Origin of the sequence: Streptomyces sp. TLI_55 (assembly GCF_900206255.1) — a bacterium.
Classification (GTDB): Bacteria; Actinomycetota; Actinomycetes; order Streptomycetales; family Streptomycetaceae; genus Streptomyces; species Streptomyces aquilus.
The window spans coordinates 6,991,478-7,010,170 of record NZ_OAOJ01000001.1 but is presented as its reverse complement, the minus strand read 5'-3'; the positions used below and the strand labels follow the sequence as shown (position 1 = coordinate 7,010,170).

Here is an 18,693-nt window from a genome sequence, read left to right as displayed (position 1 = left end):
CATACGTCACGCGATCGGCTGTACCCACGATCCATCGTTCGTACGACATGAAAACGGCCCGGCGCTGTATTTTCAGCGCCGGGCCGTTCTCGGACGTGCTAGCCGCGACCGGCGGCCTTCTGGCTGCGACGCGACACCGAGTCGATGACCACGGCGCCGAGCAGAACGCCACCGGTGATCATGTACTGGATCGACGTGTTCATGTTCAGCAGGTCGAGACCGGTCTGGATCGACTGGATGACCAGCATGCCGAGCAGGGCGGACCACACGTTGCCGCGACCGCCGAACAGCGACGTACCACCGATGACGGCCGCCGCGATGGCGAGCATCAGCGTGTTGCCGCCACCGGCGTTCAGCGTCGCCGACGCCGTCTGACCGGCGAAGAACATACCGCCGATGGCCGCGAAGCCACCGGAGATCGCGAACACGGTGATGCGGATCGCCGGCACGTTGATACCGGCACGACGGGCCGCCTCGATGCCGCCGCCGACCGCGAAGACCTTGCGGCCGTACGTCGTACGACGCAGCACGAAGTCCACGATCACCAGCGAGGCGAGGAAGATCACCAGCGCGTTGGAGACACCGGCGGCGTTGTTCAGCACGACCGCCGCGGCGAACGCGGCGACGGCGAGCGCGCCGACCCGGATCAGGATCTCGCTGGTCGGCCGGAACGGCACACCCGCGACCTTGCGGCGGCGCTGGTCCATCAGGGAGCCGATCAGCATGGACGCGACGGCGAGGCCGGCCAGGAGGTAGGCGCCGACGATGGCCTGGTCCATGAAGAACGAGCTCTGGCCGAGCAGCTGGATCGGACCGCTGTCGGACGGGATGTTGATCGTGCCGCTGTCGCCGAGCAGCCACAGCATCAGACCGTTCCAGCCGAGGAAGCCGGCCAGGGTCACGACGAACGCCGGGACGCCGATCTTGGCGAAGAACCAGCCGTGCAGGGCGCCGATGGCGACACCGGTCACGATGGCGAGGATCAGGGCCAGCCACTGGCCCATGCCGTGGTTGACCACGAACACCGCGAAGATCGTGGACGCCAGACCGCTGACCGAACCGACCGACAGGTCGATCTCGCCGAGCAGCAGCACGAACACCAGGCCGATGCTGAGCATGCCCGTGGCGGCCATGAAGTAGCTGATGTTGGACAGGTTGTCCGCGCTCAGGAACAGGTCGTTCTTCACCTGGAAGATCGTCCAGATGACGATCAGGCCGACGACCACCGGCAGCGAGCCGAGCTCACCGCCCTTCACCTTGCGCTTGAACTCGGTCCAGTAGCCCTTGAGACCCTCTTCGCGGATCAGCAGGCGCGGGTCGACGACCGAGACCGGAGCGGCCGTGGGGTCGTCGGCCGGGGCGACGGTGGTCTGTTCCTCGACCACGCCGTCCGTCTTCTCTACCTTCGACGTGTCGCTCACTTTGCCGCCTCCGTGCTGCGACGCCCCGCACGACGGGTCACGGCGTTGTCCGTGGCGCCCGTGATGGCGGCGATGATCTCTTCGTGGGTGGTGTCCTTCACGGAGAAGGAACCGTTGTTCTTACCCAGGCGCAGCACGGCGACGGTGTCGGCGACAGCCTTCACGTCGGCCATGTTGTGGCTGATGAGGATGACACCGAGGTTGCGCTCGCGCAGCCGCTCGACGAGGTCGAGGACCTGCGCGGTCTGCTCGACACCGAGGGCGGCGGTGGGCTCGTCGAGGATGACGACCTTGGGGTCACCGATGAGGGCGCGCGCGATGGCGACGACCTGACGCTGGCCACCGGAGAGGCTCGCGATCGGGATGCGGACGCTCGGGATGCGGATGGAGAGCGTGGACAGCAGCTCGCGGGCCTTCTGCTCCATCGTGACCTCGTCGATGACGCCGCGGTGCAGCAGCTCGCGTCCGAGGTAGAGGTTGCCGACGACATCGAGGTTGTCGCACAGCGCGAGGTCCTGGTAGACCGTCGCGACGCCGAGTCCCTGGGCGTCGTGCGGCCGGTTGATGCTGACCGGCTTGCCGTCCCACTCGATGACGCCCTCATCGATGGGGTGGACACCGGCGATCGTCTTGACCAGCGTGGACTTTCCTGCGCCGTTGTCGCCGACCAGGGCGACTACTTCTCCGGCGTGGACCTCCAGTTCGACGTCGGTGAGTGCCTGAACCGCACCGAATCGCTTGGAGACTCCGCGCAACGCCAGCACGGGCGTAGCGGACACGTGAACCATCTCCTTCGCCGCCTGACCGGCGGGGATGCCGCGCTTGGGGTAAGACGCGGAGGATGTGCTCGAAGCACAGATCTACTAGATGAACTTGCGCGCAGTCCGGCCGAGTTGGCAACGGGCGCGCACGGGTTGCTTCCGTCCGGCGCCCGCCCCGCAGCGGGGTATGGAGGCGGGGTGGGCGCCGGAGGGGCTTGCACCTGCCGACGGGGCGTGCCGTGGCTCAGGCACGCCCCCGAAGGCGGTGGGTTACTGCAGGCCGGCCTTCTTGCACGCGGCGGCGTAGGCCGAGGTGCAGATCTGGTCGACGGTGTACAGCTTGTCCTTGACCACCGTGTCGTTGATGTTCTTCACGGTGACGGAGACCGGGGTCAGCAGCTGCGACGGGACCTTGTTGCCGGAGCCGTTGGTCATGGTCGTGGTGGCGAGGTCGTCGATGCTCTTGCCCTCGACCAGGTTGACCGCGAGCTGGGCGGCGGCGTCGGCCTCGGGCTTGAAGGCCTTGTAGACCGTGCTGGACTGGGTGCCGGCGACGATGCGCTGGATACCGGCGAGCTCGGCGTCCTGGCCCGTCAGCGGGATGCCGGAGATGCCGGAGCCCTTGAGGGTGTTGGCGATACCACCGGCCATGCCGTCGTTGGCGGCGTAGACGCCCGCGATGTTCTTGGCGCCCAGCTGGGTGATGGCCGCCTTCATCTTCTGCGCGGCGATCGAGTCCTTCCACAGGCCGGACTGCTCGTAGGCGATGTCGACCTTGCCGTCGAGGACGCTGTGGGCGCCCTTCTTGAACAGCGCGGCGTTCGGGTCGGCGTCGTCACCGTTGATCATGACGACCTTGGCCTTGGGGGTCGCCTTGGAGCCGAGCGAGTCGAGCAGGGCCTGGCCCTGGAGCTGGCCGACCTTCTCGTTGTCGAAGGAGACGTACGCGGAGACCGGGCCCTGGGCCAGACGGTCGTACGCGATGACCTTGACGCCCTTCTTGACCGCGGCGTCGATCGAGGACTTGATGGCGGCCGAGTCCTGGGCGGAGATCGCGATGACCTTGACGCCCTTGGTGACCATGGTGCTGACCTGCTGCGCCTGCTTGGCCGCGTCCGCTCCGGCGTTCGCGTAGGAGACGGAACAGTCGGAGCACAGCTCCTTGACCTTCGCCTCGAACAGCGGCTTGTCGAACTGCTCGTAGCGGGTGGTGACGCTGTCCGGCAGGAGCAGGCCGATCGACTTGTTGCCCGAGCCGGAGCTGCTGCCGCCGCCGGAGTCGTTGTCGTCGCCGGCCTTGCCGCAAGCGGCGGCCGTGAGGGCGAGGGCCGAGACCAGAACGGGGACAGCCGCACGACGCATAAGCGTGTTCACTTCAGAAACCTCCCTGACGAGGCCGCGTCGTTGCGGCCGAGGTGGCTGGAAGTCAACTCGGCCACACGTGCGACGTCAAGAAGTAAATACTTAACGGGTTGGCAACGGCGGGTTTCGTTCTCTAAGTGAAGGCAGGAGCCGCTGAGTGCAGCGTGCCGTCCAAAAGGGTCGAATCACCCATCTCGCTGAGCGCGAGAGCGAGTGCTCCGAGCACCTCCGCACGGCCTCCAAGTGCCCCCGGGAGAACGGTGAGTTGACGTGCCGCGCTGGGAATGGCGTAGCGGCTGACGGACTCCCTGATGGGCCCGAGAACCAGCTCGCCCGCCTCGGCGAGATCACCGCCGAGGACCACCCTGCTCGGGTTCAGGAGATTGCAGAGATTGGCCACTCCACTGCCGATATGGCGGCCGACGTCGGCGATCACCCGACGGCAGCCAGGATCTCCGTCCCTGGCCAGCCGCACGACGCCTTCCATCGTCAGGTCCGTGCCGTGACTGGACTGGAGGAGCGGCAGCACGTAGCGCGCGGCCGCGAAGGTCTCCAGACAGCCACGGTTTCCACAGCGGCAGACCGGGCCGGATTCATCAAGAGTAATATGCCCGATTTCTCCCGCTGTGCCACCCGGACCGCGGTAGATCTTGCCGTCGATGACCAGACCGGCGCCGACACCGCTCGCGACCTTGATGTACGCCAGGTCTCTGACGCCTCTGCCGCTGCCCCAGACCATCTCGCCGAGGGCGCCCAGGTTGGCGTCGTTGTCGACGTGCACGGGGACGCCCAGGCGGCCTCCCAGCTCCTCGGCGGGCTTGGTGCCGATCCAGCCCGGCAGGATCGCGGAGGAGCCCAGGGAGCCGGACTCCAGGTCGATCGGGCCAGGGACACCCAGGCCCACTCCGGCGATCTTCGACCGGTCCACGCCCGTTGCTGCGATCAGGCGGTTGACCAGCTCTTCGGCCCGGTCGAAGCCCTGTGTGGAGGAGGCGTCCACGTCCAGCGGCTCGGACTCCTCGGCCAGCACCTGGTGGGCCAGGTTGCCGACGGCGACCCGTAGGTGCGTATGGCCGAAGTCGACGCCGATGACGATGCCGGCGTCGCCGCTGAGCGAGACGCTGCGGGCCCGGCGGCCACCGGCCGATGTGGGCGTGACCTCGACGGTTCCGCCGTCCTTGAGCTCCCGCACGATGTTGGAGACGGTGGCCGCGGACAGACCCGTGGTCCGTGCGATCTCCGCCTGGGTGAGCGACCCGGCCAGCCGGACGGCCCGGACGACCCGTTCCAGGTTGGCTCGGTGCAGCGACGACTGCGACCCCGGAGTCTCCACGACGACCTCCTGCGCGCGGGACCGCATCGATGAGGCCCCGTCTATGTCCAACTAGTGAACTCTAAGCTGAGCCGTTCGGGTCGCCTCCCGTCAAGAGGTTGAACAGTATCCGGGCCGTGGACACGCCTCGGCGCACCGTCACCTGGGGCGGGGACGGTGCGCTCACGGGCGCTCTCGGAGCGCTACTTCAAGGTCGCGGACGTAAGGCCCGCCTGCACCTGGCGCTGGAAGGACAGATAGACGACCAGCATCGGGATCATCGCGATGGTCACCCCGGCGAAAAGCACCGGAAGGTCGGAGGCGTACCCCTGTTGCTGCTGGAGCTGGATGAGGCCCTGGGTGAGGACGTAGCGCTCGGGATCGTCACCGCTCTGCGGCTGCATGAGGACCGTCGGCAGGATGAACTGGTTCCACTGGCCGAGGGTGTTGAAGATGCCGACGCTGATCAGACCCGGCTTCGCCATCGGCAGCATCACCTGGAAGAAGGTGCGGCTGTGCGAGGCGCCGTCCAGGATCGCCGCCTCGAAGACGGCCGTGGGCAGGGTCCGGAAGAAGGCGTGCATGAAGAAGACCGTGAACGGCATCGAGTAGGCGACGTACACCAGGATCAGCCCCTGGTAGGTGTTCAGCATGTCCAGCCGCTTGACCATGAAGAACAGCGGGACGAGGGCGAGGAACACCGGGAACATCGCGCCGGCCACGAAGAAGAAGTACAGGAACCGGTTGCCCCAGAACTCGTAGCGGGCCAGCACGTACGCCGCCATCGAGCCGAACAGCATCGTCAGCGGCACGGAGAAGACCAGCACGATGACGGTGTTGAGGAAGTAGTCGCCGATGCCCTTGTCCCAGGCCCGTCCGAAGACGTCCAGCGACCAGTTCTGCGGCCAGCCGAGGGCCGAGCCGCCGATCTGGCCGTCGGTCTTGAAGGAGCTCAGGACCAGCCAGAGCAGGGGCAGGATGATCAGCAGGGCCCACAGGGCGAGGAAGCCGTGCGAGAAGACGTTCAGGACGACGCCCTCGCTGCGTTCGTCGCCGGGGCGGGCCGGGGTCTTGGCCACGGGCCGCCGCACGGGGGCGTCCGCCGTCTCCTTGATGGGTGCGCTCATCGTCGTATCTCTCCCGCTCAGAACTCGACGCGGTCGCGGCGGGTGACGCGCAGCATGACCACGGACAGGACCAGGGTGAGCAGCAGCATGACGACGCCCATCGCGCAGGCGTATCCGCTCTTGCCGAAGTACTGGAAGTTGCGCATCATCACGGTCGACATCACGTCGCTCTTGTGATCGGGACCGCCGCCGTAGGCGCCCATGTTCTGGGTCATCGAGGAGACGAGGACGAACATGTCCATCGCGACGATGCCCAGGTACACCCAGGCGGTCTGCACGCTCTCCCAGAGCAGCGGCAGGGTGATGCGGAAGAAGGACTGGTTGCGGCCGGCGCCGTCGATCAGGGCGGCCTCGTAGATGTCCTTCGGGATGGACTGCATGGCGGCGGAGAACAGCACCAGGTAGAAGCCGACGCCGTGCCAGACCACGGCGATCATCAGCATCCACAGCACCAGGTTCGGCTCGTTCAGCCATTCCATCGGATTCTGGGCGTCGACCAGTCCGAGTTTGATCAGGACGCCGTTGAGGAGACCGCCGCCGTCACTGCGGTACACGGCGTTGAAAAGCACCGCGACGATCGCCAGTGACAGCACCTGCGGAAAGAAGTAGACGATTTTGTAGAACGACGATCCGGCGACACCCGCGACCCCGCCGGCCCGGCTGCGCCCGCCCGCGTTCAGCATGAACGCGAAGAACAGGGCGAGCAGGATCGTGATCGCCGGGATGAAGATCAGGAACAGGATGTTGTGCCAGATGGCCTGCATGAAGACGTCGTCGTCGAACAGCGCCTTGTAGTTGTCCAGGCCGACGAACTTGAAGGTCTGCGACTGTCCCTTCCAGTCGGTCAGCGAATAGCCGAACGTCTGGATGTACGGCCAGATCACGAAGATCAGATAGAGCGCCACGGGGACGAACAGAAATCCCGCGACGAACCTGTACTGCCCTTTGCGCATTGGCGTTCCCTGCCCCTGGTGTCCTTCCCCGGGCCGGAGGAGTTCCGGCCCGGGGAACGGCGTCGGTCAGTCCCGGTGGTTCTTCTTGGAGGCCGGGTCCTTGGCCTGCTTGTCGACCGCGGCCTGGGCGCGCTTGAGCCACTCCTTGGGCTGGATGCGCTTGGCCATCAGCTCGTTGGAGGCGGCCTCGATCGCCGCTCCCATCTCGCTGTACCAGTCGACGTACAGGTAGCGGAAGGTGTTGTCACCCGCCGCCTTGGACGCCTCCACCGTGGACTGGGTCCCCGGGCGCAGCGTGACGCTGGAGTCCACGCCGTCCTTGAGGATGGTCAGCGAGTTGGCCTCCTTGGCGAACTGCGTCGCCCACTCCTTGGAGAGCATGCGCCGCATGAACTCCTTGGCCCCGGCGAGGTTCTTCGCCTTGTTCGGGATGATGAAGGGCTCGCCGGAGCCGGCCCGGATCGCCTCGAAGGGCAGCTTGCTGTCGGGCAGCAGCGGCATCGGCAGGAACTTCATGTCGAAGTCCGCCGGCGTCGTCTTGAGCTGCTCGTTCTCCAGCCAGGAACCGCAGGTGATGAACGCGGCCTTGTACTGGTTCCAGCGGGTCTGCGACTCGGTGTGGGTGAGGCCGTTGGTGCCGGGCATCAACAGGCCCTTCTCCACGACCTCGTAGATCGCCTCGACGCCCGCCTGGGCCGCGTCGGAGCCGACGAAGGCCTTGGGGTCGAGGTTGTCGATCGCCTTCATGGCGTCCAGGCCGCCGGTCTTGGCGATCAGGTCCATGATGGCCACGTTGATGTAGTACGGGTACTTGCCCTGGTGGGCGAGGCCGCCGATGCCCTGCTTCTTGGCGTCGGTGCAGATGGCGAGGAAGTCGTCCCAGGTCTTGGGCTCCTCCCAGCCCTTCTCCTTGAAGAGCTTGCCCGAGTACCACAGGCCCCAGACGGTGTAGATGTAGTTGAGGGCGACGACCTTGCCCTCGAACGTGCCCGGGTCGAGGGTGCCGGCGATGAGGGTGTCGCGGACCTTCTTGGAGGGGTCGTCGACCGACGGGGCGTCCAGCACCTCGGCGAGGTCGAGGAGCTGGCCGTTCTTGTTGAGGACGTCGACCTTGATCTGCTGGGCGCCGGAGTCGTCCACGATGTCCGGCGGGTTGCCCGCGTTGAAGCGGGGCTGGAGCTTGCCGGTGATCTCCTGCGTCCCGGTGTGGGTCGAGGTGATGCCGAGCTTCTTCTGGAAGTCGGCCTCCCACACCTTCGCGTAGTTGTCGCCGTAGCCGCCCTTGAAGATGACGACGTCGAGCTTGCTGCCCTTCTCGGCGCCGAAGGGGTTGTCCTTGGTGGTCTTGCCCTTGGGGGTGTCGCTGCCGGAGTCGTCGTCCCCGCCACCGCTGGCACACGCGGACAGGAAGCTCATGGTGGGTACGGTGATCAGACCGAGGGCGGCGGACCGCTTGATCAGATCACGGCGGCCGACGGAGCCTTTGTCGTTCTCGGCGGAAGTGGATCCCATGCTCAAGTCCTCGCCTTCTCCAGGACTCAGGCGGTGAACCGGATCCTCGCCGGGCACCGCGATCGGGTCACGCTGGGTCGTGCAGGAAGTGCGAACGTGCGGTTGCACGGATCAGTGAAGTGCCGACAGGTATAGTCCACTTCCCGCCAGCGGAGCAAGATCGAATGCAAGGTTGGCCATGGGTCTTTTCCGAGTTGAGACCTCCCGGAAATATGTGCGGGCTGTGCACCGAGCGATGGAAAAACCACCGACTATGCGCCCGAACGCCACACCCAACACCCTTGACATCGTTCACCACTTGGACCACAACTGATCCTTGCGCATCGAAGTCGACAACGTTGTCCACGACATGCAGGGAGCGTGTGGGTCCATGCGGCACAGACGGTGTTCGACCATGGTCACAGCGGTGGCTCTCGTTCTGGCGGCCGGCCCTCAGGCCGCCGCCCTGCCGGAGGCCCCGGCTGCCGCCGACCGGGCATTCGCCTCCTCCTTCGAGGCGGACGACCCCGCACCGGACTGGCTGAACACCCCGGAGCGCGCCTCCGGTGTCGACGGCGGCTACGGCAGCGGCATCCCGGGCAATGTCACCGACCACGTCACGGACGTCCGCGCGAGCGCCGAGAACACGGGCGGCGGCGAGGTGAAGGAGAACCTCGCCGACGGCGAGGCGGTCACCAAGTGGCTGACCTTCGCCCCCACCGGCTGGGCCGAGTTCGACCTGGACAAGTCGTACCGCATCGCCACATATGCCCTCACCTCGGCCAACGACTACGCCGAGCGCGACCCGAAGGACTGGACCCTTCAGGGCTCGGCGGACGGCAAGGACTGGAAGACCCTCGACACCCGCTCCGGCCAGACGTTCGACGAACGGTTCCAGACGAAGTCGTACGACCTCGCGGAGCCGGCCGAGTACGCGCACTTCCGTCTGGAGATCACGGCCAACCACGGCGCCGAGGGCATCCTCCAGCTCGCCGACGTGCAGCTGTCCACGGGCGGCGGCGCCGGGCCGGTCCCGCAGGACATGCTGTCGCTGGTCGACCGCGGCCCGAGCGGCTCACCGACGGCGAAGGCCCGCGCCGGGTTCACCGGGAAGCGGGCGCTGCGGTACGCGGGGCGGCACACGGCGGACGGGCGGGCGTACTCGTACAACAAGGTCTACGACGTGAACGTCGCCGTCGGCCCGGACACCCGGCTGTCCTACCGCGTCTTCCCGTCGATGGCGGACGGCGACCGGGACTACGACGCCACGAACGTGGCGGTGGACCTGGCCTTCACCGACGGCACCTATCTGAGCGGGCTCGGAGCGACGGACCAGCACGGGTTCGGGCTGTCGCCGCGGGCCCAGGGGGCCGCGAAGGTGCTGTACGTCAACCAGTGGAACAGCGTGGCCTCGCGGATCGGGTCGGTCGCGGCCGGGAAGACCGTCGACCGGATCCTGGTGGCGTACGACTCCCCGCGCGGTCCTGCGAGGTTCCGCGGCTGGCTGGACGACGTGCGGATCGAGCCGGTCGCGCCGGAGCGGCCGAAGGCCCATCTGTCCGACTACGCGCTGACGACCCGCGGCACCAACTCCAGCGGCGGCTTCTCGCGCGGCAACAACTTCCCGGCGACGGCCGTGCCGCACGGCTTCAACTTCTGGACGCCGGTGACCAACGCGGGCTCGCTGAGCTGGCTGTACGACTACGCGCGGGGCAACAACGACGACAACCTGCCGACGATCCAGGCGTTCAGCGCGAGTCACGAGCCGAGCCCCTGGATGGGTGACCGGCAGACGTTCCAGGTGATGCCGTCGGCGGCCCCCGGCGTCCCGGACACCGGCCGGGAGGCGCGGGAGCTGGCCTTCCGGCACGAGAACGAGACCGCGCGGCCGTACTACTACGGGGTGCGGTTCGAGAACGGGGTGAAGGCGGAGATGGCGCCGACCGATCATGCGGCGGTGCTTCGCTTCAGCTACCCGGGCGACGACGCGAGCGTCCTCTTCGACAACGTCACCGATCAGGCGGGGCTGACGCTCGACAAGGCGGCGGGGGTGATCACCGGCTACTCGGACGTGAAGTCGGGGCTGTCCACGGGCGCGACGCGGCTGTTCGTCTACGGCGTCTTCGACCAGCCGGTGACGGAGGGCGCGTCGCAGGGGGTGAAGGGATACCTGCGGTTCGACGCCCCGACGGTCACCCTGCGGCTGGCGACCTCGCTCATCAGCCTCGACCAGGCGAAGGACAACCTGCGGCAGGAGATTCCGGACGGTACCGCCTTCGAGACCGTACGGGACCGGGCGCAGCGGCAGTGGGACCGGCTGCTCGGCAGGGTGGAGGTCGAGGGCGCGACGCCGGACCAGCTGACGACGCTGTACGCCAGCCTGTACCGGCTGTACCTGTACCCCAACTCGGGCTTCGAGAAGGTGGGTTCGGAGTACAAGTACGCTTCCCCCTTCTCCCCCATGCCGGGACCCGACACGCCGACGCACACCGGTGCGAAGATCGTCGACGGCAAGGTGTACGTCAACAACGGCTTCTGGGACACGTACCGGACCACCTGGCCGGCGTACTCGCTCCTGACGCCCGGTCAGGCGGGTGAGCTGGTCGACGGGTTCGTGCAGCAGTACAAGGACGGCGGCTGGACCTCGCGCTGGTCCTCCCCCGGCTACGCCGACCTGATGACCGGCACCTCCTCGGACGTCGCCTTCGCCGACGCCTACGTCAAGGGCGTCGACTTCGACGCCGGGGCGGCGTACGACGCGGCCGTGAAGAACGCCACGGTCGTGCCGCCGATGTCGGGCGTGGGCCGCAAGGGCATGGAGACCTCGCCCTTCCTCGGCTACACGAGCACCGAGACGCACGAGGGCCTGTCCTGGGCGCTGGAGGGCTACCTCAACGACTACGGCATCGCGCGGATGGGCCGGGCGCTGTACGAGAAGACGGGTGAGAAGCGGTACGCGGAGGAGTCCGCGTACTTCCTCAACCGGGCGCAGGAATACGTGCGGCTCTTCGACCCGAAGGCCGGCTTCTTCCAGGGCCGCGACCTCGCGGGGAACTGGCGTGTCGAGTCCTCGGCGTACGACCCGCGGGTCTGGGGTTACGACTACACCGAGACCAACGGATACGGGTACGCCTTCACCGCCCCGCAGGACTCCCGCGGTCTCGCCAACCTGTACGGCGGCCGGGCCGGGCTGGCGGACAGGCTCGACACGTACTTCGCCACCCCGGAGACCGCCTCCCCCGACTTCGTCGGCTCCTACGGCGGGGTCATCCATGAGATGACCGAGGCGCGGGATGTGCGGATGGGTATGTACGGGCACTCCAACCAGGTCGCGCACCACGTGAACTACATGTACGACGCGGCCGGTCAGCCGTGGAAGACCCAGCGCAACGTCCGCGAGGTGCTGTCGCGGCTGTACGTCGGCAGCGACATCGGGCAGGGCTACCACGGCGACGAGGACAACGGCGAGCAGTCGGCCTGGTACCTGTTCTCCGCGCTGGGCTTCTACCCGCTGGTGATGGGGAGCGGCGAATACGCCGTCGGGTCGCCGCTGTTCACCAAGGCGACCGTCCATCTGGAGAACGGCGAGGACCTGGTGGTGCGGGCGCCGAAGAACAGCGACCGGAATGTGTACGTGCAGGGCCTGCGGGTCAACGGGCGTTCCTGGTCCTCGACTTCGCTCCCGCACACGCTGCTCTCGAAGGGGGCGGTGCTCGACTTCGACATGGGTCCGCGGCCGTCGACGTGGGGCAAGGACTCGGCGCCCGTGTCGATCACGCAGGACGACAAGGTGCCGAGCCCGCGGAGCGACGTCCTCAAGGGCGAAGGGGCGCTGTTCGACGACACGTCGGCGACCGAGGCCTCCGTGACCTCGGTGGACCTTCCGGTGTCCGGAACGGTCAAGGGCGTGCAGTACACGGTGACTTCGGCCGGGGACCGCACGAAGGCGCCGACCGGCTGGACGCTCCAGGGGTCGAAAGACGGCACCACGTGGGAGACGCTCGACCGGCGGTCCGGGGAGTCCTTCGCCTGGGACCGGCAGACACGGGCGTTCACCGTGGGGTCTCCGGGTACGTACGGGAAGTACCGCCTGGTGCTCGACGGTGCGGCGGTGGTGTCGGAACTCGAACTGCTCGGCTGAGCAGGGCTGTTGGAGGAATCATGCGGGGTGTCGATCCGGCCTGGCTGCCGGACGAGGTGTTCCGGCCGGTCGGCACCCGGCGGACGGTGATCCGCGGCTCGGGCCCCCTGGTGGACACGGTCCACGGGGAGCTGACGGCTGCGTGCGCGCGCTACGGGGGCGGTGTCTCGCGCGAACCCGGGCCGCACGAGCTGCTGTTGGAGCTCGACGGCTCCTTGGGCCCCGACGACTCCGAGGGGTTCACGTACGAGCGCGGCGCCGGACGTGCCACCGTCACCGCGTCCGGTGCGCGCGGGCTGCTGTACGGCTTCTTCCATGTCGTCCGGCTCGGCGAGGAGGCGTTCCGCGGCGAGCCGGTGCGGGAGAGCCATCGGCCGGCGGTGGGCCTGCGCATGCTGGACCACTGGGACAACGTGGCCGTGCACCCGGTCATGGGCCAGGTGGAGCGGGGTTATGCGGGCGGCTCGCTGTTCTGGGAGGACGGGCGGGCGCGCGGCGATCTGGACCGGGTGGCCGCGTACGGCAGGCTGCTGGCGTCCTGCGGGATCAACGCCGTGGCCGTGAACAACGTCAATGTGCACGAGACCGAAGCGCGGCTGCTGACCGACCGGATCGATGAAGTCGCAGCGCTGGCAGGGGTGTTCAGGGCCTACGGCATCCGGACCCATCTGTCGGTCACCTTCGCGGCGCCGATCGTGCTCGGCGGGCTCGCCACCGCCGATCCGCTCGATCCGCAGGTGCGGGCGTGGTGGGCGGCGGCGACCGCACGGGTGTACGAGGCGATCCCCGACTTCGGCGGGTACGTGGTGAAGGCCGACTCGGAGGGCCAGCCCGGCCCGTTCGCGTACGGCCGCAGTCACGCCGACGGGGCGAACCTGCTGGCCGCCGCGCTGGAGCCGTACGGCGGCACCGTGCACTGGCGGGCGTTCGTCTACGACCACCACCAGGACTGGCGGGACCGCACGACCGACCGGGCGCGGGCCGCGTACGACCATTTCACGCCGCTGGACGGGGAGTTCGCGGCGAACGCCGTGCTCCAGGTGAAGCACGGGCCGATGGACTTCCAGGTGCGGGAGCCCGTGTCACCGCTGATCGGTGCGATGCCGGGGACGCGGCTCGCGGTGGAGGTGCAGGCCACGCAGGAGTACACCGGGCAGCAGCGGCATGTGTGCTGGCTGGGGCCGATGTGGAGCGAGGTGCTGCGGTTCGAGCCGGAAGAGGGCTCCTCCGTCGGGGAGTTGGCGCGCGGCGGGCTCGTCGCCGTGTCGAACGTCGGCGACGACCCGTTCTGGACCGGGCATCCGCTGGCGCAGGCCAATCTCTACACCTTCGGGCGGCTGGCCTGGCGGCCGGACGCGGACGCCGGGGAGCTCCTCGACGAGTGGATCGGGCTCACCTTGGGGGCACAGGCCACGGCGGGCGTGCGGGCGGTCATGGCGGGTTCGTGGCGGACGTACGAGAAGTACACCGCTCCCCTCGGAGTGGGCTTCATGGTGCAGCCCGGGCATCACTACGGGCCGAGCGTGGACGGGTACGAGTACAGCCCGTGGGGGACCTACCACTTCGCCGACCGGGACGGGGTGGGCGTGGATCGCAGTGTGGCGTCCGGCACCGGGTACGCGGGGCAGTACGGCAAGCGGTGGTCCGAGGTGTACGAGACGGTCGCGTCCTGCCCGGACGAGCTGCTGCTGTTCTTCCATCATGTGCCGTACGGGCATGTGCTGAAGAGCGGGAAGACCGTGATCCAGCACATCTACGACACGCACTTCGAGGGCGTGGACGAGGTGGCGGAGGCCCGGCGGGAGTGGGACGCGCTGGCGGGGGTCGTCGATCCGGTGCGGCATGCGCGGGTGGCCGAGCTGTTCGAGGAGCAGCTGCGCAGCGCGCGTGAGTGGCGGGACCAGATCAACAGCTACTTCTTCCGGAAGTCCGGGGTCCCCGACCGGCACGGGCGGACTATTTACTGACAGATCTTGAGCGGCGTGCTTATGATGCCGCCGATGAAGAACTTCTCCTCGTTCGGATTGGGGGACTCGTTCGCTACAGGTGAGTGCTGATGACAGCCCACCTCGCGAAGGAGATTCCACCCCGCCTGTTGATGTGGCAGCGCGTGCGTGAGTACGCCGTGCCACTGTCCATGATCGAGACCTCGACGGTCCGGCGTACCGCCGGTGACTGGGCGGGCGCCTGTGCTGCCGCCCGGGTCGACGTCGATCTCGATCTGCGCGCCGTGCGCCGTCGCCACGGCACCGAAGTCACCGCTCGACTCCGTGCGGATCTGCGCCGGTTGGCGCCGGATCTGCTGCGCTGGCACATGCCCCGGATCGCCCCCGACGGGCGGCTCCGGCCGGGCCTGACACTCACGCTCGCCCGCTACCGGGGCGCCGTACCGCTCCAGTTGGTGGTGCGGACGCCGCCGGCCTGGGCGGACGCCGGGCAGCGGATGGCGCTCGCGGTGTGGGAGGAGTCCGGGGGCAGCGATCCCGGACATCATCCGCATCCGTATCCCGACCGGCGTTTCCGGTTCGATCTGCACCGGCATCTGTGGGATGCGGGGAGCAGTGGCGAGCTGGCGGCGCGCTGCGATGTGCCGCGCTGTGCCGACAACTCCTCGTGGGCCAGGGCTCGTTGGGCCCGCGAGGCCGAGGTGCTGTTTCGCGCCGACGGTCTTCCCCGTGGGGCCTTCACCGTGCGGCTCGGTCCGCGCAGTCGTGCCGTGCTGGAACTCGTCGCGCCCGACGACAGTCATGTGCCGACGGTCCGGCCGCTGCGCAAGGAGCCGCCTCCGCAGGAGGTCGCGGCGCTGCCGGTGCTGCCGGAGGCGGCGGCCCGGGTGCTGCCGGATCTGGAGCTGGTGCGGGCCGGGCTGGTACCGGTCGACCGGCTGCATCCGCTGGTCGCCGCCGCGTTGGCGGCGCACGGCCCAGCGATGGAGACGGTCGCCCCCGTCGCCGAGGTGCGCGATCCGCATCGCGTGGAGTGCCGGGGCGAGGTGCACCGGATCGCGCTGCGGGACGGCGTGCTCACTGCGGTCGATCACGACCCGGCCCAACTGCGCCGCGAGGAACTGCTGGTGGCGCTCGGCGGACCACCCCTGCCCTGTCTTCGCGCGATCGACGCCGTGCACCGGAATCCGGAGGAGCTGCCGGCGGTGCGGGAGCGCCTCGGCCACGGCGACGTCGTCGGGGCGTTGGCCGTCGTCGAGGGGCTGCTCGGCCCCGGTGCGGTGCTGCGTGACGGTCCGCTCCGGGAGGAGCTGGAGTCGGCCGCGGCCCGCCGTATCGACCACGGCCTCTACCGCTCTGGGCTGGTCCCCGAGCACCCCGCCGCAGGAGTGGCCGCGGAGGGGCGCCGTCCACGGCTCGACCGTCGAATCCCTCATGAGATGCGCCGCAAGCGGAACGGCCGCACTCGGCCGCGTATCGCGGTCTGACCCCAACTCCCCTTTGTCCGGGTCCCGTTCGGGACCTCTCACACCCCTCAGGTGATGCCCATGACTTCGCACGCCCTCCTGCCCGCCAACCCCCAACTCGCCCTCGCCGACGACCTGCTGAAGCTGCTCCGCACCACCAGCACCGAGCCCCGCCCCGACGACCAGCTCGAAGCGCTCACCCTCGCCGTCGCCGCCGACCTGCCCGTGCTGCTGTGGGGCGAGCCCGGTATCGGCAAGACCGCGGCGCTGACGCAGCTCGCCGAATCCCTCGACCTGCCGCTGACGACCGTGATCGCCAGCGTTCACGAACCGACCGACTTCTCCGGGCTGCCCATCGTCGGCGACGACCCCGCCGTGCAGGGGGTGCCGATGGCTCCGCCGCAGTGGGCCGTGGAGCTGGTCCGGGCCGGGCGGGGGCTGCTCTTCCTCGACGAACTGTCCACCGCCACCCCGGCCGTGCAGGCCGCGCTGCTGCGGGTCGTGCTGGAGCGCAGGGTCGGCGCGCTCCAACTGCCGCCGGGGGTAAGGATCGTGGCCGCCGCGAATCCGCGCGCGTCGGCGGCGGACGGCTGGGAGCTGAGCCCGCCGCTGGCCAACCGGTTCGTGCACCTGTACTGGGTGCACGACCGGGACGTGGTGGTGCGCGGCCTCGGCGGGGTGTGGCCCCGGGCCGAACTGCCCCGCCTTGAGCCGGAGCGGCTGGCGGAGGCGGTGGCGTTCGCGCGGCGCGCGGTCTGCGGCTTCCTGCACGCCCGGCCGACGCTGATCCACCGGCTCCCGAGCACCGAGACGCGGCGCGGTGGAGCCTGGCCCTCGCCACGCAGCTGGGAGACGGCACTGACCCTGCTGGCCTTCGGTACGGCGGCCGACGTCTCCCGTGAGGTGCTGGCGCTGCTGGTGCGGGGCGCGGTGGGTGACGGGCCGGGCCTCGAACTGCTCGCCCACCTCGACCGGATGGACCTCCCGGACCCGGAGTCACTGCTGGCCGACCCGCCGACCGCCGAGCTGCCCGAGCGCGGCGATCTGCGGCAGGCCGCGCTGGAGGCGGTGGTCGCGGCGGTCGGCGCCCGGCCGGAACGGGAGCGCTGGGAGGCGGGCTGGGCGGTGCTGGTCCGGGCCATGGAGACCGGCGCCCCGGATCTGCTGGTCGCGCCGGCCAAGGCCCTGGCCGGGCTGCGGCGCGACGAGTGGGAGGTGCCGGCGGCGGTGGAACGGCTGGCCAAGGTGGTCGGCATCGCCGACCGGGCGGAACGGTCGGTGGAGCGGGTGGAGGCCGGGCTGGGGGTGGGTCGATGACGGGGGGTGTGCGCGATGCGCGCCGAGGGGGCGGCGCACCTCGCCCTACGACGGGGGCCGCGCCGCGCCCCGTACCGCGCCCCATGTCGCCTCCTCCCCCGCCGCGCCCGGTGCGGGCCACGCTGCCGCAACCACCCGGAGAACCAGAGAGGCCAGGGGAACCACAACTCGCTCTGGACATGGAGAAGTTGCTCGCCGCTCGCCTGCATGCCGTCAAGGTCCGCCCCTACCTCGCCGTCGCCCTCTTCGCGCTCCACATCGTCGAGGACCGGTCCGTGCCGACGATGGCGGTCGACGCGCACTGGCGGTGCTATGTGTCCCCCGCCTTCGTGGCTCGCCTGCCGGTGGAGGAGCTGGCCGGCGTCTGGGTGCACGAGGTGTCCCATCTGCTCCGGGACCACCACGGCCGGGGCGAGCGCTACGCGCGGGAGAACGAGGAGTTCGGTCCCGGCGAGAGGCTGCGCCGCAACATCGCCGCCGACTTCGAGATCAACGACGACATCTACGGCGACGGCCTGCCCCGCCCCCTCGGCGCGGTCCTGCCGTCGCTGCTGGGCCTGGACGACGGCCTCCTCATGGAGGAGTACCTGCGGACGTCGTCGATGTCCGGGCTCGCCGCCGACCTGGCCTGGCTGGACTGCGGCAGCGGCGCCGACGGCCAGGCGCGGTCGTGGGAGCTGGGCGCCGACGGGGCGAACGGGCTGACCCGGCAGCAGCGCGACGCGGTGCGCTTCCGGGTCGCCGAGGGGATCAAGGGGCGGCCGGGTGAGGCTCCGGAGGGCTGGCGGCGCTGGGCCGACGAGGCGTTCCATCCGCCGCAGCCGTGGCGGCAGTTGCTGGGCTCGGCGATCCGCGCGGCGGCGGGTGCGCCGGGGGCGGGCGAGAACCACACGTACCGTCGTCCGTCCCGCCGCTCGGCCGCCGTCCCCGGCGTGCTGCTGCCGAGTCTGCGCCGCACCCCGCCCCGGGTGTGCGTGGTGATCGACACCTCCGGTTCGGTGAGCGATGCCGAACTGGGCAGCGCGCTGCTGGAAGTGGCGGCTATCGCACGGGCCGTGGGCGGCCGGCGCGACCTGGTCTCGGTGATCTCCTGCGACGCGGCGGCCGGGCTCGCCGCCCCGCTCTGCCGCGCCGAGGACATCGAACTGATCGGCGGCGGGGGCACGGACCTGCGCTCCGGCTTCACCCGGGCACTGCGTTCCCGACCCCGCCCGGACGTGATCGTCGCGCTGACGGACGGCCAGACCCCCTGGCCGTCCGAGGCCCCGCCCTGCCGGACCGTCGTCGGACTCTTCCCGCGTCCCGCGCGGGGCGTGAGCGAGCACGACCCGGACTACGTCCCGGACACCCCGCCGTCCTGGGCACGTGTCGTCGTCATCAACTGAGCAGGCGCAGC

General features: G+C 69.3%; 12 protein-coding genes. 5 read left to right on the top strand and 7 right to left on the bottom strand.

Annotated elements, in window-relative coordinates:
- Positions 1–98: 98 nt before the first annotated feature.
- From CRP56_RS32260 to ngcE, 7 genes are all read right to left on the bottom strand, one after another.
- Positions 99–1,421 carry a sugar ABC transporter permease gene (locus CRP56_RS32260; RefSeq protein WP_097269967.1) on the bottom strand — a complete coding sequence of 441 codons (1,323 nt, stop codon included), beginning with the start codon at positions 1,419–1,421 and terminating at the stop codon, positions 99–101.
- Positions 1,418–2,209, bottom strand: a complete 792-nt coding sequence (locus tag CRP56_RS32255; protein WP_079083355.1) for an ATP-binding cassette domain-containing protein — start codon at positions 2,207–2,209, stop codon at positions 1,418–1,420. Before CRP56_RS32255 ends, CRP56_RS32260 begins: the two co-directional genes overlap by 4 nt.
- Positions 2,210–2,452: 243 nt before the next feature.
- Positions 2,453–3,544: a sugar ABC transporter substrate-binding protein gene (locus CRP56_RS32250; RefSeq protein ID WP_097269965.1), complete on the bottom strand. Its 1,092-nt coding sequence runs from the start codon at positions 3,542–3,544 to the stop codon at positions 2,453–2,455.
- Positions 3,545–3,677: 133 nt separating this feature from the next.
- Positions 3,678–4,877, bottom strand: coding sequence for an ROK family transcriptional regulator (locus tag CRP56_RS32245; RefSeq protein ID WP_097274654.1), 1,200 nt, complete (start codon positions 4,875–4,877; stop codon positions 3,678–3,680).
- A gap of 182 nt (positions 4,878–5,059) precedes the next feature.
- Complete coding sequence (locus CRP56_RS32240) at positions 5,060–5,983, bottom strand: carbohydrate ABC transporter permease (protein WP_097269963.1); 924 nt, start codon at positions 5,981–5,983, stop codon at positions 5,060–5,062.
- 17 nt (positions 5,984–6,000) lie between these two features.
- The gene (locus CRP56_RS32235) at positions 6,001–6,936 is read right to left on the bottom strand and encodes a carbohydrate ABC transporter permease (protein ID WP_097269961.1); all 936 of its coding nucleotides are present in this window, start codon (positions 6,934–6,936) and stop codon (positions 6,001–6,003) included.
- Positions 6,937–7,002: 66 nt separating this feature from the next.
- Positions 7,003–8,448 carry an N-acetylglucosamine/diacetylchitobiose ABC transporter substrate-binding protein gene (gene ngcE, locus CRP56_RS32230; protein WP_097269959.1) on the bottom strand — a complete coding sequence of 482 codons (1,446 nt, stop codon included), beginning with the start codon at positions 8,446–8,448 and terminating at the stop codon, positions 7,003–7,005.
- Positions 8,449–8,842: 394 nt separating this feature from the next.
- Between ngcE and CRP56_RS32225 the strand changes: the two genes are divergently transcribed.
- The 5 genes from CRP56_RS32225 (at position 8,843) to CRP56_RS32205 (ending at position 18,682) form a co-directional block, all read left to right on the top strand.
- Positions 8,843–12,568, top strand: a complete 3,726-nt coding sequence (locus tag CRP56_RS32225) for a GH92 family glycosyl hydrolase (protein ID WP_257041300.1) — start codon at positions 8,843–8,845, stop codon at positions 12,566–12,568.
- A gap of 20 nt (positions 12,569–12,588) precedes the next feature.
- The gene (locus tag CRP56_RS32220; RefSeq protein WP_097269957.1) at positions 12,589–14,535 is read left to right on the top strand and encodes an alpha-glucuronidase; all 1,947 of its coding nucleotides are present in this window, start codon (positions 12,589–12,591) and stop codon (positions 14,533–14,535) included.
- Between the two features lie 89 nt (positions 14,536–14,624).
- A complete protein-coding gene (locus CRP56_RS32215; RefSeq protein WP_097269954.1) occupies positions 14,625–16,001 on the top strand; it encodes a hypothetical protein in 1,377 nt (458 codons plus the stop codon).
- 60 nt (positions 16,002–16,061) lie between these two features.
- Entirely contained in the window at positions 16,062–17,297 is a 1,236-nt protein-coding gene (locus tag CRP56_RS32210) for an AAA family ATPase (RefSeq protein ID WP_097269952.1), read from the top strand.
- A gap of 179 nt (positions 17,298–17,476) precedes the next feature.
- On the top strand, positions 17,477–18,682 hold the full coding sequence (locus tag CRP56_RS32205; protein ID WP_097269950.1) for a vWA domain-containing protein: 1,206 nt from the start codon (positions 17,477–17,479) through the stop codon (positions 18,680–18,682).
- The last annotated feature ends 11 nt before the right edge of the window (positions 18,683–18,693 follow it).